The sequence below is a fragment of the Kitasatospora sp. NBC_00315 genome (genome assembly GCF_041435095.1).
Classification (GTDB): Bacteria; Actinomycetota; Actinomycetes; order Streptomycetales; family Streptomycetaceae; genus Kitasatospora.
This window is the reverse complement of sequence record NZ_CP108025.1, coordinates 1,308,418-1,323,985: the sequence shown is the minus strand read 5'-3', so window position 1 is coordinate 1,323,985 and position 15,568 is coordinate 1,308,418. Positions and strand designations below refer to the sequence as shown.

The following is a 15,568-nucleotide window of genomic DNA, read 5'->3' as shown; positions in this document are numbered from 1 at the left end:
CCCGGACGGGCACGGGCCCGGCGGACCGTCACCGGTCCGCCGGGCCCCCGCTCACTTCAGGCCGTTGTCGAGCGCCGTGATGAGGGTGCCGCTCGGGGTGTCACCGGACATCTCCCAGATCATGCTGCCCAGCAGTCCCTTCGACTTCAGGTACGCGGTCTTCTGGCCGATCGACCAGGCGTCGTCGAAACTCCACCACTGGCCGCCCGCCCCGGTGTAGCCGTAGGTCGAGATCGACTGCGGATCGTGGTAGACGGTCAGGTTCGGGACGCTGGTGATCAGGTTGTTGTAGCCCCGGGTACCGGCCTCCTCGGCGAACTGGCCGGGCGCCGCGCCGCCCGCCGTCTGCCACTCGCCGTTCGCGCTGCCGCCGGCGGCCACGGTCTGCCAGCCGCGCCCGTAGAACGGGAACCCGATGGTGAGCTTGCGCGGGTTCACCCCGGCGCTCAGGTAGGTCTGGACGGCGCCGTCCACGCTGAAGTGGAAGGAGTACGGGTCCTGGGCGTCGGGGTACAGGTTGGCCTGGTCGCCGGTGCGGTTCGGCTCCCAGGAGTTGTCGCTGCCCGATCCGTGGAAGTCGTAGCCCTGGATGTTGGCGATGTCCAGCGAGCCGAAGATCTTCGAGAGGTCCCAGCCGTTCGCGATCTTCGTCGGGTCGGCGGGGGTGAAGGCCGTCAGCAGCTTGTGCGAGCCGCCGAGTGCGTCCAGTTGCTTGCGGAACTCCGCCAGCAGCAGGGTCAGGTTGTCCTTGTCGGCCGCGCTGTAGTGGTTGCCGGGGTGGCCGTCGGCCGAGCCGGGCCACTCCCAGTCGAGGTCGATGCCGTCGAAGACGCCTGCCGCGACGCCGGGCCCGCCCGCGCCGCTGTAGGCCGGCAGGTTGCCCTTGATCCAGATGTCGATGCAGGACGAGACGAGCTTCTTGCGGGAGGCGTCGGTGGCGGCCGCGTCGGAGAAGTACTTGGAGTACGTCCAGCCGCCGAGCGAGACCACGGCCTTGAGGTTCGGGTACTTGGCCTTGAGCTTCTTCAGCTGGTTGAGGTTGCCGCGCAGCGGTGCCCAGCCGTCGTCCGCGACGCCGTCGACGGACTGCGCGGCGCTCATCGGCCGTGCGTAGTCGGCGTCGGCGTCCCCGGCACCCGTCCCCTGCTCCGGGTCCTCCGGATCGGCGGTGGTGCCCTTGGTGACCCCGGCCAGGCAGGTCAGGTTGACCGGGTCGATGTTCTCGAAGGCGTAGTTGACGACGTCGAGTTTGGCGGCGCTGCCGGAGGTGTCCAGGTTCTTGACGAAGTACTGGCGGCCGTAGATGCCCCACTGCGCGAAGTAGCCGACCTTGGCGTACTTCCCCGCGCCGACCAGGTCGGCGGTGGAGACGGTCAGCGCGGTGGACGCGGGCGAGGCGTTGTCGGCGGGGTCACGCGCCTTGACGGTGAACGTGTAGGCGGTGGAGGGGGAGAGGCCGGTGACCGTCGCGGTCAGGGCGGCGCCGGCGACCGTCTGCACCAGGGTGCCACCCTGGTAGACGTCGTACGCGGTGATCCGCTGGTTGTCGGTCGCCGCCGTCCAGGCCAGGGTCACCGAGGCCGAGGTGACGCCGGTGCTGTGCAGGGCGCCCGGCGCGGTCGGCGGCACCGTGTCGGAGGCCGGATCGACCGTCCGCGCGGTGACGGCGGCGCTCGGCGGGCCGGTGTTGCCGCGCGTGTCCCGGGCCCGGACGGTCAGCGTGTAGGAGGTCGCGGGGGTGAGTCCGGTGACCAGGGCCGTGGTCGTGGTCGTGGTCGCCAGCACCGTGGTGCCGCTGACCACCTCGTAGGAGGCGACCGGGAAGTCCCCGGCGGCCGCGGCCGGCCAGCTCAGCGCCAGCGAGTGCGCGGTCGACTCGGTCAGCTGGGGCGCGCCGGGCGCGGTCGGCAGGACGTCCGAACTCCCGTCGCACTTGTCGCCGTTGATCCGGCATCCGGTCGGTGCGCCGATCGGCCCGTTGGCCACGAACCAGAAGCTGTACGGCTCGGTGGTGCCGTGCGCGGCGACGCTCGCGTTGTAGTACGCGTTCTTGGCCGTGACGTGGCGCCCGCTGACGGTGGCGTCCCCGTTGTAGCTGCCGCTGATGGTCACGCCGGCCGGGAGGTCGAACTCCAGGGTCCAGCCGGAGACGGCGGCGGCGTTGTCGTTGTGGACGATGTAGGTGCCCTTCCACCAGGAGCCGTTGTCGGCGCTGGAGAAGACGGCGGTGAGTTTCCCGGCGGCGTGCGCCGGGGTGGCGAGTGCGGTGATCGCGGCCAGCGGCAGGAGCAGCGCGGAGAGCAGACTGAGCAGTCTGCCGCGCAGTCCGGCCTGGCCGGGCCGATGCTGAACGGACATGGTTCTCCCTGTAGCGGTGGGGGTTGAACAGGGTGGTGCCGAACCTTGCGCGTACGGTCGGGCGGTGACGCGCGGTCGGGGCGCGGGTACGCGGACGTACGACCTCTGTACGTGTCGATGCGCTGGTACGTGCTCGACCGATGCCCCCGTTGGTGGGGGTGGGGGCATGGGAACTGTAGGAGGACTGGACCAATGCGTCAACAGGTCCATACCACTTCGGAGTTCGGGGCGGTCGACGGGCCGGCCCCGGGGCCGGCAGGGCGCGAGGCCGGCCGGGGACACGCGGGCCCGGGGCGTTCGGACGTCGTGATCGATTCTGGTAATGTTCATCCCGTCGAAGAGAGATCTTCGTACAGGCGTCAGTGGTGCTGGTGGAGCACGTCCTACTTTCAGTAGGAAGAGTCCGTTCGAATCGGGCCTGGCGCTCAGATCCCCCTCCGCCCGGGTGCGTTCCGACGCCCCGGGCGGAGGCGTTTTCGCGCCCGTTCCCGCGCTGCGCGCCGCGCTCCGGCGCGGTCCGGCGCGCGCGTGGCGGCCCGTCCGACCGGTGACACGCCCGGTGGCCCCTGACGACGCGCCGGGCGCGGCCGTTTCAGCGGACCGTCTGCGGCAGGTGGCGGACGAACCGCCGGTCGCCCGCCGCCAGCTCCGCGTCCGGACCGGCCGCGCGCAGCACGACGTCCAGCTCCCGGCCGACGCAGTCGCCGAAGAGCGGGCCGCCGTACAGGTGCGCGGCCCGCGGCGCGCGCAGCTCACGCGGCACCCGCCAGGAGGTGGCGGTGTGCGCCCGCAGACCCCGGCGGCGGGCGGTCGTCAGCAACTGGAGGCCGGTCTCGTCGATGCGCGGGGCGAGCAGGAGCAGACGGTCGGCGGGGTGGGTCGTGGACGTGGTCACGGCAGCCGATCGTGGCAGGGCGCAGAGCTGCTGACCAGTGGTTTTCGCGGCCGGCTCTGGCCCGGCGCAGCGCGACGTGCCAGAGTCGTGCCCAGGCAATCCGACCCACCCTCAGCCGGAAAGCAGGCCACCGCGATGACCCGCGAAGAACCGCTCGTCCGCGTCGGCACCACCGACGCCGTCACCACGCTCGTCCTCGACTCCCCGCACAACCGCAACGCGCTCTCCACCCGCCTGATGGCCGAGCTCGCCGCCGGCCTCGACGCGGCGGCGAACGACCCGCAGGTCCGGGCCGTGGTGCTCGGCCACACCGGCAGGGTGTTCTGTGCGGGCGCCGATCTCACCGAGGCCACCGGCGCCGACCCGACGGTCGGACCGCGCGGTCTGGTGGACCTCCAGCGGGCCCTGGTGGACTGCCCGAAGCCGGTCGTCGCCGTCGTGAACGGCCACGTCCGGGCCGGCGGCCTCGGGCTGGTCGGCGCCGCGGATCTGGCGCTCGCCGGGCCCGCCTCGACGTTCGCGTTCACCGAGGTCCGGCTGGGCCTGGCGCCCGCCGTCATCTCGCTGCCGCTGCGCCCCAAGCTCGACCCGCGCGCCGCCGCCCGCTACTACCTCACCGGCGAGACCTTCGACGCGGCCGAGGCGGCCAGGATCGGTCTGGTCACCCAGGCGGCCGAGGACGTCGACGGGGCGCTGAAGAACCTGCTGGACGCGCTGCGCCTCGGCTCGCCGCAGGGGCTGGCCGAGTCCAAGAAGCTCGCCAACGCCGCGGTGGTCCGCTCCTTCGAGCAGCACGCGGACGAGCTGGTCGCGCTCTCGGCCCGGCTGTTCGGTTCGCCCGACGCCCAGCAGGGCATGCGGGCCTTCCTGGAGCGCCGTCCGGCTCCCTGGGCGCAGTGACCGTACGGGTGCGCGCGGCGGGCGCGGCCGCCGCACGCGCCCGCGGCCGTGCCGCGCCCCGCCGGGTGTGACGTTCGACCCTCCCGCGGCGGGTGGCGCGTACGGGCCGGTAACGTGAGCGCATGTCGATCGCCAGTTCCTTGCTCTCCGCCGCCCGGGCCGGCGGACGGCGCGCCACCGGCCGGTTGGTGCACCGGGGCTGGGCCTGGGTGCAGCGGGCCGGCGCCGTCTCGAACCGGAACCCCGGGCCGTACCGCTTCGGGGCGCTGGGTGACGGAACGAAACTCGCCTTCCCGCTCGGCGCGGTGTTCAACGAGCAGTGGATCACCATCGGGCCGTTCTCGATCATCGGCGAGCGGGTCACCATCAGTGCCGGCTTCCTGCCCGGCCTGGACCTCGGCCCCGAGCCGATCATCCGGATCGGCGGCGGCTGTGTGATCGGCCGGGACAGCCACATCGTCGGCCACCAGTCGATCGTGCTGGGGGACGACGTCTGGACCGGTCCTGGCGTCTACATCTCCGACCAGGCCCACGAGTACCGCGCCACCGACCTGCCGATCGGCAAGCAGTGGCCGCGCAACGAACCGGTCGAGATCGGTGCCGGCAGCTGGATCGGTACCGGCGCGGTGATCCTCCCTGGTGCCCGGCTCGGCCGCAACGTCGTGGTCGCGGCCGGGGCGGTGGTCCGCGGCGTGGTCCCCGACCACAGCGTGGTGGCCGGCGCGCCCGCGAAGGTGGTCCGCAGCTGGACGCCCGCGGAGGGGTGGCAGCCGCCCTTCCGGTACGACGCGCCGAGCCCGATCCCGGAGGGCGTCACCGCCGAGCAGCTGCGGGCCCTGGTCGGCTGGGACCTGCGGCTGCCGGGGGAGGACCCGGCGGCCTGACCGGCCGTCGGCGAGGCGGCCCGGCGCAGTGCGGCGCCGTATCGGCCCACCGTGGGCGGGTGCTCATCCCGCCGGGCCGAACGTCACGACGGCGGTGACGCCGTCCACCCGCAGCAGATCCGGGCCGCCCTCCTCCAGCAGGACCGCGTCGAAGCGGCCGAGGGTGATACCGGCCGACTCCAGGGTCGCGGCTCCGGCCAGGCAGACCAGCAGCCGCACGGCCCCGGCCGACAGCTCCGTGCCGGCAGACGGTGCCGTGCCGGCCGATGGTGCTGTCCCGGCCGGGGCGTCCCGCACGGCCGCCGTGTCCGTGCCGTCCCCGGACGGCGGACGCCCGGACCGGACGATCCCGACCGTCGCGGTGGCGCGGCCGCGCCTCGTCATCACGTTGAGGTCGACCACCGGGCCGCCCAGCAGACGGCACCCGGTGTCGGCGTCGCCGGGAAAGGCGAACGGGTGGTACGGGTGATCCAGGACGTGCGCGCCGCCGGCGACGGTGAGGGCCATGCCGGCGCCCTCCACCAGGGTGATCACCCGGTCGACGCCCGGGAACACGGAGAACGGGCCGCCCCGACCCACGTCCGCGAGGCTCACCCGCCAGTCGAAGTCGCCCGGCGCCGCGCCGGCCGGGGCGCTCGCGACCTCCCGGGTGACGCCGCCGCCGTTGAGCCAGGCCGTGGTGGGCCGCTTCGCCGCCCTGAGCACCCGTACCGTCATGCCGCGCCTCGTCCTGTCGAGCTCCGTACCGTCGCGGTGATCCTCCCACGCACCGGCGGGGCAGCAGGGGTCTGCCCGTCCGGGCACGGTCGCCGCGCCGGACGGGCAGATCTCGTCGCACCCCGCGGGGCGGGGACGGGGACGGTCAGCTCGCGGGACGGGCCGAGCGTCGGGCGCCGACCGCGAACGGGAGCACGGCGGCCAGCGCGGCCGCGGCCGCGACGGTGGTGAGGGCGGCCGGGAGGCCGGCCGCGTCGGCGAGGAACCCGATCACCGGCGGGCCGATCAGCATGCCCGCGTAGCCGAGGGTGGAGGCGGTCGCCACGCCCTGGGGGCCGCCGGCCGCGCCGGCCTGGGCGATCGCCAGCGGGAAGATGTTGGCCAGGCCGATACCGACCAGGACGAAGCCGCCCAGCGCCGCCGCCACCGAGGGGGCGAGGGCCGCGACCAGCATGCCGGTGCAGGCGGTGAGGCCGCCGATCGCGATCACCCGGGTCTGGCCGAGCCTGATGGAGAGCCAGGTGCCGCTGACCCGGCCGGTCGTCATCGCGAAGGCGAAGGCCGCGTACCCGCCGGCCGCCAGGGCGGGGCTCGCGTGCACGTCGTCGGTGAGGTGCAGCGTGGCCCAGTCGGCGATCGCGCCCTCGCCGTAGGCGCAGAAGAGCGCGGTCAGGCCGAGCAGGACGACCAGCAGCCGGGCGCTGCGCACGCTCGGCGCGACGGTCGCGGCGGAGCGGGGGGAGAGCGGGGCGGGGGCCGGGCTGCGCAGCAGGGCCGTACCGGCGGCCGCCGCCACGGCGAGGCCCAGCACCCCGCTCAGCGCCAGTGCCCAGGCGGCGCTGATGGTGCCGGCGAGCAACCCGCCGACTCCGGCGCCGAGCAGGCCGCCCAGACTGTAGCCCGCGTGGAAGCTCGGCATGACGGGGCGCCGGAGCTCGGCCACCACCTCGACGGCCGCACTGTTCATCGCGACGTTCGCGGCGCCGTAGCCGGCCCCGAAGAGCAGCAGGACGGCGCCGAGCGAGAGCACCGAGTGGCTGTGCGCGGGCAGCGGTACGGCGATACTGAGCAGGGCGACCGAGCCGACCGTGACCCGACGGGAGCCGTACCGGAGGCAGAGCCGGCCGACGACGGCCATGGTGGCGACCGCGCCCGCGGAGATGCAGAGCAGTGCGAGGCCGAGTGCGCTGTGCGACGCGTGGACCTGCCCCCGGACGTCCGGGATGCGGACGACCCAGGCGGCGAACAGGAAGCCGTCCATGGCGAAGAAGGCGGTGAGGGCGAGTCGGGCCGACGACCAGGCGGTCGGGCGGGCGGGGGACGGGTAGGTGACGGCCGGGCGGACGCGGGTTTTGTTTAGGAGCGGCACAAAGTAAGAATAGGGGTGTGCAGCACTCACCCACAAGCCCGATTCCCGCCCCGGACGCCAGTCGCAGGGCCGCGCCCGATCGCGGTCGCACACTGCTCGGTCCGGCGCTCACCCTGATCCACACCGGTCAGGCACCCACCAGGTCCGCCCTCACCAAGGCCCTGGACGTCACCCGGGCGACCGCCGGCGCCGTCACCGGTGAACTGGAGGCGCTCGGGCTGATCACCGTCGATTCCCGCCCGGCGGGCGGCGGCCGGGGGCGCCCCTCGCACCGGCTCGCCGTCGACCCGGCCGGACCGGTGGTGGTGGCCGGCCAGATCCACGCGGACGGACTGAGCGTCGCCCTGGCCGGCCTCGGCGGGCAGCTGGAGGCACCGGTCCACCTGCCGCTGCCCGCCGCCACCGATCCGGTACGGATGCTGCGGGCCGTCGCCCGGACCGGAGCCGAGCTGGCCCGGGCCGGCTCCCGGCGGGTCCTGGGCGCCGCCCTCGCCCTGCCCAACCCGGTCACCGAACCGGACGGAGCCGCCCTCGCCGCCCTGCACTTCGCCTGGCCCAGCGGCACGCCGGTCGCCGACCTGTACGACGTGGAGGTGGCCCGCGCCGACCACGGGCCGAACGCCCGGCTGCCGCTGCCGAACGCGGTCGCCAACGACGCCAACCTCGGAGCGCTGGCGGAGTACCGGCACGGCGCCGGCCGGGGCGCCCGGCACCTGCTGCTGGTCACCTCCGGCCATCGCGGCGTCGGCGGCGCGCTGGTCATCGACGGGAAGCTGCACACCGGCAGTGCCGGCCTCGCACTGGAGGTCGGCCATCTGACGGTCGACCCCCAGGGCCGGTTGTGCCAGTGCGGCAACCGGGGCTGCCTCAACGCCGAGACCGACCCGGGGGCGCTGTTCGCGGCGGCCGGGCTCACACCGGACCCGGCGCGCCCGCTGCTCGACCAGGCCAGGGAACTGACCCGCTCGGCCGCCCGCGACCCGCACGCCCGGGCCGCCGTGGATCACCTGGTCGACCGGCTCGGGCTCGGCCTGGCCGGCATGGTCAACATCCTCAACCCGGACCGGGTGGTCCTCAGCGGACTGCACCTCGACCTCTGGGCGGCGGACCCGGAACGGCTGCGCACCGTGGTCGCCGAGCGCTGCCTGTGGGGGCGCAGCGGGCGGGTGCCGATCGTCGGCGCGGCCCTGGAGCACGGCGCCCTGGTCGGCGCGGCGGAGCTGGCCTGGCTGCCGTACCTCGCCGACCCGCAGGCGGTGGAGGCGGACTGACGGGCGGCGCGGGGGGAGCGGTGCGTGGGGAGCCGCGCCGGTGTGCGTGGGGGGTGTGCGGGGGCCGTGCGCCGGGCCGGGGGATTGCTGCGGCAGCGCCCGGCCCGGCGCCGAATTAGACAGGCCAGACTGGACAGTTTGGCCTGAAGGTTCTAGCGTGGCGGCATGGACGAGACCAGCGAGGGCATCTCCGAATCCGCCGTGCGCGCGGCGAGCGAGGTACGGGTGGTGTTCAGCCGCCTGCGCCGGCGGCTGCGCGAGCTCGCCGGGGCGGAGGGCCTCACCCCCTCCCAGGTCTCGGTGCTCAGCCGGCTGGACAAGGAAGGGGCCTCCTCGGCCAGCGGCCTGGCCGTCGCCGAGCGGGTCCGGCCGCAGTCGATGGCCGCCACGCTGGCGGCCCTCGACCAGCAGGGCCTGATCCGGCGCCGGCCCGACCCCGAGGACGGCCGCCGACAGCTGGTGACGCTCTCCGAGGCCGGCCGCGAGCGGGTCGAGGGCGACCGGCAGGCCCGGACGGAGTGGCTGGCCCACGCCTTGCAGGAACGCTTCACCGAGGCCGAGCGCCGTACCGTCATCGAGGCCCTGGGCCTGCTGGACCGGCTGAGCCGGCCGTGACACTCCGCGCGCCCCGGGCCGGCAGCGGGCGCCCCGCGGGGGGCTTCGACCGCCGGCTGATCACCCCGATGATCCTCGGGTCGATACTCAACCCGATCAACTCCTCGATGCTCGCGGTGGCCCTGGTGCCGATCGGCGCCGCCTTCGGGACCCCGCTCTCGCAGACGGTCTGGCTGGTCTCCGCGCTGTACCTCGCGACCGCCGTCGGCCAGCCCGTGGTGGGACGGCTGGTCGACATGCACGGCCCCCGCCGGCTCTACCTGGCCGGCACCGCCCTGGTGGGTGCGGCCGGTCTGCTGGGCGCCCTCGCCCCCTCGCTCGGCGTCCTGATCGCCGCCCGGGTGCTGCTCGGCCTCGGCACCTGCGCCGCGTACCCGGCCGCGATGCACCTCATCCGCAGCGAGTCCGCGCGGACGGGGGACGACAGTCCCAGCGGCGTACTGTCCGCGCTGTCGATCGCCAACCAGACCATCGCGGTGATCGGCCCCACCCTGGGCGGTCTGCTGATCGGCCTGGGGGGCTGGCGGACCATCTTCACCGTCAACGTCCCGCTCTCGCTGGCCTGCCTGGTCCTCGGCGCGCTGCGGCTGCCCCGGCGCCCGGCCGAGGAGCGCGGGCGGGGGCCCCGTCCGTCCGTCCCCGTGGACGCGGCCGGCATGGCGCTGTTCGCCGCGACACTCACCACGCTGATGCTGTTCCTGATGGACCCGCGGCCCGCGCACTGGTACCTGCCGCTGCTCGCCGCCGTCGCCGCCGCGGGCTTCGCCCTGCGGGAGCTGCGGGTCGAGCAGCCGTTCATCGACCTGCGGGTGCTCGGCGGCAACCGGCCGATGCTGGCCACCCTCCTGCGTCAGGTCCTCACCTACACCACCGGCTACGCGTTCATGTACGGCTTCACCCAGTGGCTGGAGGAGGGCCGGGGGCTGCGCGCCTCGGCCGCCGGGCTGGTGCTGCTGCCGATGTCGCTCAGCGCGGTCGCCGCCACCGGGATCACCGGACGGCGCAAGGAGGTCAGGGGCAAGCTCGTGGTCGGCAGCCTCTCCCAGGTCGCGGCCTGCGTGCTGCTGCTGTCGGTGCACGTCGGCAGCCCGCTCTGGCTGCTCGTCGTCGCCGCCGTGCTCGTCGGCGTCCCGCAGGGCCTCAACGGCCTCGCCAACCAGAACGCGCTCTACCACCAGGCGGATCCGGCCCGGATGGGTTCGTCCGCCGGGTTGCTGCGCACCTTCACCTATCTCGGCGCGATGAGCGCCTCCGCCGCCGACGCCGCGTTCTTCCCGCACAGTGCGGACACCCCCGGACTGCACCGGCTGGCCCTGTTCATGCTGGGCGGCTCCGCCGTCCTGCTGCTGGTGGTCCTGCTGGACCGCTCGCTGCGGTCGATCGGCTCCACGCGTTCCGCCGCCCCGGGTACGGGCCTGGGCCAGGCGCCCGCCGCGCCGCAGGACGCGGCCCGGCGCTAGCGGCTCCGCCGCTCCCGGCGGCGCGCCGTCTCCTGCGCCCGACCCTCCCCCGGCAGTCCCGTGCCCGGCAGTCCCGTGCCCGGGTCAGGCACGCCCGCGGCCACAGGGCGCCCGTCACCCGCGCCCACCCCCGTGCCGTCACCCGCGCCCACCCCATGCCGTCACCCGTGCCGTCACCCCGGTACGTCCCCGTGCCGGAGGTTTCCCCTCCTCCACGGGGGTTCTTCGGGATCGATCGCTGCCATGATGCTTGCGCGAGTCGTCATAATCTTGCGTACATGATCTTTGTTTTTGCGCGACGTCCTGTAGATTGATTCCCGTGACGAAACGACTCTCCGAAGTTGCCAGGTTCGCCGGTGTCAGTGAGGCGACTGTCAGTCGCGTGCTGAACGGCCGGCCCGACGTGGCGCAGGCGACCCGGGACTCGGTGCTGACCGCGCTGGACGTCTTCGGCTTCGAGCGGCCGGCCAAGCTCCGCGGCGTCCGGGCGCCGCTGGTCGGCCTGGTCGTCCCCGACCTTCAGAACCCGGTGTTCCCCGCGTTCGCCGAGGCCCTCGCGGGGGCGCTCAACAAGCGTGGCCTGATCCCGGTGCTGTGCACCCGGACGGCCGACGGCGTCTCCGAGGCGCACTACATCCAGATGCTGCTGGAGCAGAACATCGGCGGCATCATCTTCGTCGGCTCCAGCTTTGCCGACGCGGGGCCCGAGCACGGTCGGGCGCTGCGCGAGCGACGGGTCCCGATCGTCCTGATCAACGCCGCCGACGAGAACCTGGGGGTGCCCCAGGTGTCCGCCGACGACGCTGTCGCGGTCGAGCAGGCACTCGTCCACCTGACCGCGCTGGGCCATCGGCGGATCGGGCTCGCGCTCGGTCCGGCCGGCCATGTCCCCTCCGCCCACAAGCTCGCTGCGTATGCGTCCTACTGGCGCGGGCAGGGCAAGGGGCCGGAGTTCTGGCGGCCGCTGGTCGCCCACGCGATGTTCTCCATGGAGGGCGGCGCGATGGCGCTCGGCCGGCTGGCGGGGGAGGGGATCACCGCGCTGGTGTGTGCGAGCGACGCGCTCGCGCTGGGCGCGATCCGGGCCGCCCGCCGGCGGGGGATCGCCGTCCCCGAGCAGCTCTCGGTCACCGGGTTCGACGACTCGCTGTACATGGCGGTGACGGATCCGCCGCTCACCACGGCGCGTCAGCCGATCCAGGCGATGGCCGCCGCCGCGATCGCCTCGCTGGTGTCCCAGATGGACGGCGGCGCCACCACCGAGGAGCTGATGACGTTCGAGCCGGAGCTGATCGTCCGCCAGTCCACGGCGGTCTGCCCGGGGCTCCGGCAGGGCTGAGCGGCCTCGGCGGTGAAGGGTGCGACGCTCCGGTCCCACGGGCCGGGCGCCGCACCCTTCGGCGTTCCCGGCTCCGAGCCCGATCCGGGCGGTGGCTACGGAGAGTCACCGTAGCAGGCGATGGTGCTTAATAATTTGCGCAGATTGATTGACATCTTGCGGAGCGAACTTCTACTGTCGGCGCGAAGCCGGGCGCTGGACGCCGGCGAACCCCACCCCATCGCGCAAGTCGTTTGCGGCGCCGCTCCCCTCCCCCCGGGGGACGGCTCGGCCGACGTTTCCAGGAAGGCCCTGATTCCCATGGACGGCATCAGAACCCGGCAGGCCCTCGGGCTGAGCATCGCCACCGCGCTGGCCCTCGGCCTCACGGCCTGCGGAGGCTCCGCATCCACCTCGGCCGACGCAGCCGGGGACGGCGTGGTGACGATCAGCGTCAACGGCATGCCCGCGGCCACCCAGACCGTGGACCGCAAGAACTTCGAGGACGACGTCAAGGCGTTCGAGGCGAGCCACCCGAAGATCAAGATCGACGCCCGCGAGGGCCAGATGGACCCGACGACCTTCGCGGCCAAGCTGGCGGGCGGTCAGCTGGAGGACGTCTACTACGTCTACTTCACCGACCCGGCCGGTCTGATCCAGCGCCACCAGGCCAAGGACATCAGCGCCGAGATGAAGGACTTCCCCGGTCTCGCCGACATCCGCCCGGCTTTGCAGGACGTCTTCCGGGATTCGGCGGGCAAGGTCTACGGCGTGCCGGAGGGCAACTACTCGCTCGGCCTCGTCTACAACCGCGCGCTCTTCGCCAAGGCGGGCCTGGACCCGGACAAGCCGCCGACCACCTGGGACGAGGTGCGCACCGCCGCCCAGAAGATCACCGCACTCGGCGACGGCGTCACCGGCTACGCCGACTACAGCAAGAACAACCAGGGCGGCTGGCACCTCACCTCCTGGATCTACTCCATGGGCGGGGACGTCGCCACCCAGCAGGACGGCAAGTGGAAGGCGGCGTTCAACTCCGACGCCGGCCACAAGGCGCTGCAGATGCTGCACGACATGCGCTGGACGGACCAGAGCATGGGCACCCGCCAGCTGCTGGAGATCCCCGACGTCCAGAAGATGATGGGCTCCGACAAGCTCGGGATGTACATGGCGGGCCCCGACAACATCCCCACCATCGTGAAGCAGTTCGAGCGCAAGTACGACGACTTCGGGCTCGCGGCCCTGCCGGGCACGGCCACTCTCGGCGGCGGCGACGGGTTCATGTTCAACCCGAAGGACACCCCGGCGAAGGTGAAGGCCGGCCTCACCTGGCTCCAGTGGAAGTACCTGAACCCGGACCGCGAGGAGGAGATCACCAAGAAGTCGGTCGGCGGCTCGATCCCGATCGGCCTGCCGCAGCCCAACCTCTGGGCCGGTGCCTCCGCCGCCAAGGTGGACGCGATCCACAAGCAGTACGCGAACGTCCCGGTGCAGAACTTCAAGCCGTTCACCGACCGCAGCGACTCCGTGAAGGTCAAGGTCGAGCCGCCGAACGCGCAGCAGATCTACACCGCGCTGGACGCCGTCATGCAGGCCGTCCTGACCGACAAGGACGCCAACATCGACCAGCTGCTCGCCTCCGCCGAGAGCAAGGTCAACACCATCCTCGGCACGGTCAAGTGACCGACCGGTCGGGGCGGGCCGGCGTCCCCGGAGCCTCGCCCGCCCCGACCGGAAGCCGTCCGACCGCCCAGGAATCAGGCAGAGCAGAAAACGAGCCCGCCATGACGGCCGAACCCTTCACCGCGCACCCGCAGCCCGCACCCACTCCACGACCCGGGCCCGCCCCCTACTCCGGGCCCGCCCCGCACTCGGCGCCCGCCCCGAGGACCGGTCCCGGCCCGAGGCCCCGCACGGCCTCCGGCCCCGGGCCGACCCCGGGGGCGCCCTCCGCCGGCGAGCGGCTGCGCCGCCGGGTGCGTGACAACCTGGTCGCCCATCTCTTCCTCGCGGCCGGCGTCCTCTGCTTCGCCCTGTTCTCCTGGTACCCGATCGTGCGGGGCGTGCTGCTCAGCTTCCAGCAGGTCGACTTCGCCGAGCCGGCCCAGTGGGTGGGACTGGACAACTTCCGCCGGCTCTTCGACGACCCGCTGTTCCTGACGGCGTGGGAGAACACCGGCTGGTTCACCCTGCTGGCCCTGGTCTTCGGGTTCGCCGCCCCGTTCGCGACGGCCGTGGTGCTGAACGAGCTGCGCGACGGCCGGGGCTACCTGCGGATGACCGTCTACCTGCCGGTGATGCTCCCGCCGGTGGTGACCATGCTGCTCTGGCGCTGGTTCTACGATCCGGGCCCGGGCCTGTTCAACAACGTGCTGAAGGTGTTCCACCTGCCCGCCCAGCAGTGGCTGGAGTCGCAGAACCTCTCGATGGTCTCGCTGGTACTGGTCTCCACCTGGGCCAACATGGGCACCACCACGCTGATCTACCTGGCCGCCCTCGGCGGGATTCCCGGCGAGCTGTACGAGGCCGCCGAGCTGGACGGCGCCTCGATCCGGCAGCGGCTGTGGCACGTGACCGTCCCGCAGATGCGCTTCATCCTGATGATCACCCTGCTGCTCCAGGTGATCGGCACCATGCAGGTCTTCGTCGAGCCGTTCGTGCTCACCGGCGGCGGCCCCGACGACGCCACCGTGACCGTCCTGCTGCTGCTCTACCGCTACGCGTTCGTCTACAACGACTTCGGCCTGGCCAGCGCCATGAGCACGGTGCTCTTCGTGGTGCTCGGGCTCTTCGCGGGCGTCTACCTGCGCCTGACCCGGACCAAGGGCTGAGAGGAACTCCCATGGCTGCCGAAACCGCTGTCCGAACCCTCGTCGCGCCGGCCGAGATGAGCCGCCGCGCCGGACGCTTCATCTACCGGTTCGTGCTCGTCGCCACCCTGGTGAGCTTCACCGCCGCGTTCGTCTTCCCGCTGTACTGGATGGCGTCCGGCGCGCTCAAGTCCTCCGCCGAACTCGCCCAGCCCGCTCCCACCCTGCTGCCGCACAGCTGGCATCCGGGGAGCTACGCCGACGCCTGGTCGAGCGTCGGGCTCGGGCACTACTTCCTCAACACGCTCGTGCTGGCGGCCGGGGCCTGGGCGTTCCAGCTGCTGGTGGACGTGTCCGCCGCGTACGCGCTCTCCAAGCTGCGGCCGGTGCTCGGCAACGTGGTGCTCGGGATGATGCTGGCGACGCTGATGCTGCCGGTCTCCGCGCTGCTGGTGCCGACCTACCTCACGGTGGTGGACGTCCCGCTGCTGCACGTCAACCTGATCAACACCCCGTTCGCGGTGTGGCTCCCTGCCGCCGCCAACGCGTTCAACATCTTCATCCTCAAGCGATTCTTCGACCAGATCCCGGCCGAACTGCTGGACTCCGCCCGGATCGACGGCGCGGGCACCGTACGGGTGCTCGTCTCGGTGGTGCTGCCGCTGTCGCGGCCGGTGCTCGCGGTGGTCTCGATCTTCGCGGTGGTCGGGGTCTGGAAGGACTTCCTCTGGCCGATGCTCGTCCTGCCGGATCCGGCCCGGCAGCCGATCACCGTCGCACTCAACCGGCTCGCGATCGACATGCCCGCCAACCAGTTGCTGGCCGGCATGGTGATGGCCAGCATCCCGCTGCTGGTGCTGTTCCTGATCTTCCAGCGCCACATCCTGGCAGGTCTGACCGCCGGAAGCCTCAAGGGCTGAGCCCCGCCCCGGAGCCGCATCCTCGGGCCCCCGCCCCGGAGCCGCATCCTC

The 15,568-nt window shown here is 73.0% G+C and carries 13 protein-coding genes; 9 read left to right on the top strand and 4 right to left on the bottom strand.

The genetic code is table 11. The annotated features are described in order from the left end of the window. Nucleotides 1–51: 51 nt before the first annotated feature. Together OG823_RS05545 and OG823_RS05540 are read right to left on the bottom strand one after the other, a co-directional pair. The gene (locus OG823_RS05545) at nt 52–2,358 is read right to left on the bottom strand and encodes a glycosyl hydrolase family 18 protein (protein WP_371478000.1); all 2,307 of its coding nucleotides are present in this window, start codon (nt 2,356–2,358) and stop codon (nt 52–54) included. A 592-nt stretch (nt 2,359–2,950) separates the two neighbouring features. Beyond that, nucleotides 2,951–3,253 (bottom strand): hypothetical protein, encoded by a 303-nt coding sequence (locus OG823_RS05540; protein ID WP_371477998.1) that lies wholly within the window; start codon nt 3,251–3,253, stop codon nt 2,951–2,953. Nucleotides 3,254–3,388: 135 nt separating this feature from the next. On the opposite strand from OG823_RS05540, the gene OG823_RS05535 reads away from it, so the two are divergent. Together OG823_RS05535 and OG823_RS05530 are read left to right on the top strand one after the other, a co-directional pair. Beyond that, nucleotides 3,389–4,153 carry an enoyl-CoA hydratase family protein gene (locus tag OG823_RS05535; RefSeq protein ID WP_371477997.1) on the top strand — a complete coding sequence of 255 codons (765 nt, stop codon included), beginning with the start codon at nt 3,389–3,391 and terminating at the stop codon, nt 4,151–4,153. A 122-nt stretch (nt 4,154–4,275) separates the two neighbouring features. Next, complete coding sequence (locus OG823_RS05530; protein WP_371477996.1) at nt 4,276–5,037, top strand: DapH/DapD/GlmU-related protein; 762 nt, start codon at nt 4,276–4,278, stop codon at nt 5,035–5,037. A 63-nt stretch (nt 5,038–5,100) separates the two neighbouring features. Here the strand turns inward: OG823_RS05530 and OG823_RS05525 are convergent, their stop codons facing one another. Both OG823_RS05525 and OG823_RS05520 read right to left on the bottom strand, forming a co-directional pair. Beyond that, nucleotides 5,101–5,754: a HutD family protein gene (locus tag OG823_RS05525; RefSeq protein ID WP_371477994.1), complete on the bottom strand. Its 654-nt coding sequence runs from the start codon at nt 5,752–5,754 to the stop codon at nt 5,101–5,103. A 145-nt stretch (nt 5,755–5,899) separates the two neighbouring features. After that, complete coding sequence (locus tag OG823_RS05520) at nt 5,900–7,123, bottom strand: MFS transporter (RefSeq protein WP_371477993.1); 1,224 nt, start codon at nt 7,121–7,123, stop codon at nt 5,900–5,902. 17 nt (nt 7,124–7,140) lie between these two features. Here OG823_RS05520 and OG823_RS05515 point away from each other — a divergent pair, with 17 nt between their 5' ends. From OG823_RS05515 to OG823_RS05485, 7 genes are all read left to right on the top strand, one after another. Continuing rightward, the gene (locus OG823_RS05515) at nt 7,141–8,394 is read left to right on the top strand and encodes an ROK family protein (RefSeq protein WP_371477991.1); all 1,254 of its coding nucleotides are present in this window, start codon (nt 7,141–7,143) and stop codon (nt 8,392–8,394) included. Between the two features lie 165 nt (nt 8,395–8,559). After that, nucleotides 8,560–9,009, top strand: coding sequence for a MarR family winged helix-turn-helix transcriptional regulator (locus tag OG823_RS05510; protein ID WP_371477989.1), 450 nt, complete (start codon nt 8,560–8,562; stop codon nt 9,007–9,009). Next, on the top strand, nt 9,006–10,469 hold the full coding sequence (locus OG823_RS05505) for an MFS transporter (protein ID WP_371477986.1): 1,464 nt from the start codon (nt 9,006–9,008) through the stop codon (nt 10,467–10,469). The genes OG823_RS05510 and OG823_RS05505 overlap by 4 nt, the downstream gene beginning before the upstream one ends. Before the next feature lie 319 nt (nt 10,470–10,788). Then, entirely contained in the window at nt 10,789–11,808 is a 1,020-nt protein-coding gene (locus tag OG823_RS05500; protein ID WP_371477984.1) for a LacI family DNA-binding transcriptional regulator, read from the top strand. A 300-nt stretch (nt 11,809–12,108) separates the two neighbouring features. After that, nucleotides 12,109–13,470 (top strand): ABC transporter substrate-binding protein, encoded by a 1,362-nt coding sequence (locus OG823_RS05495; RefSeq protein WP_371477983.1) that lies wholly within the window; start codon nt 12,109–12,111, stop codon nt 13,468–13,470. A 101-nt stretch (nt 13,471–13,571) separates the two neighbouring features. Then, a complete protein-coding gene (locus tag OG823_RS05490) occupies nt 13,572–14,618 on the top strand; it encodes an ABC transporter permease subunit (RefSeq protein WP_371477981.1) in 1,047 nt (348 codons plus the stop codon). A gap of 11 nt (nt 14,619–14,629) precedes the next feature. Next, entirely contained in the window at nt 14,630–15,517 is an 888-nt protein-coding gene (locus OG823_RS05485) for a carbohydrate ABC transporter permease (RefSeq protein ID WP_371477979.1), read from the top strand. The last annotated feature ends 51 nt before the right edge of the window (nt 15,518–15,568 follow it).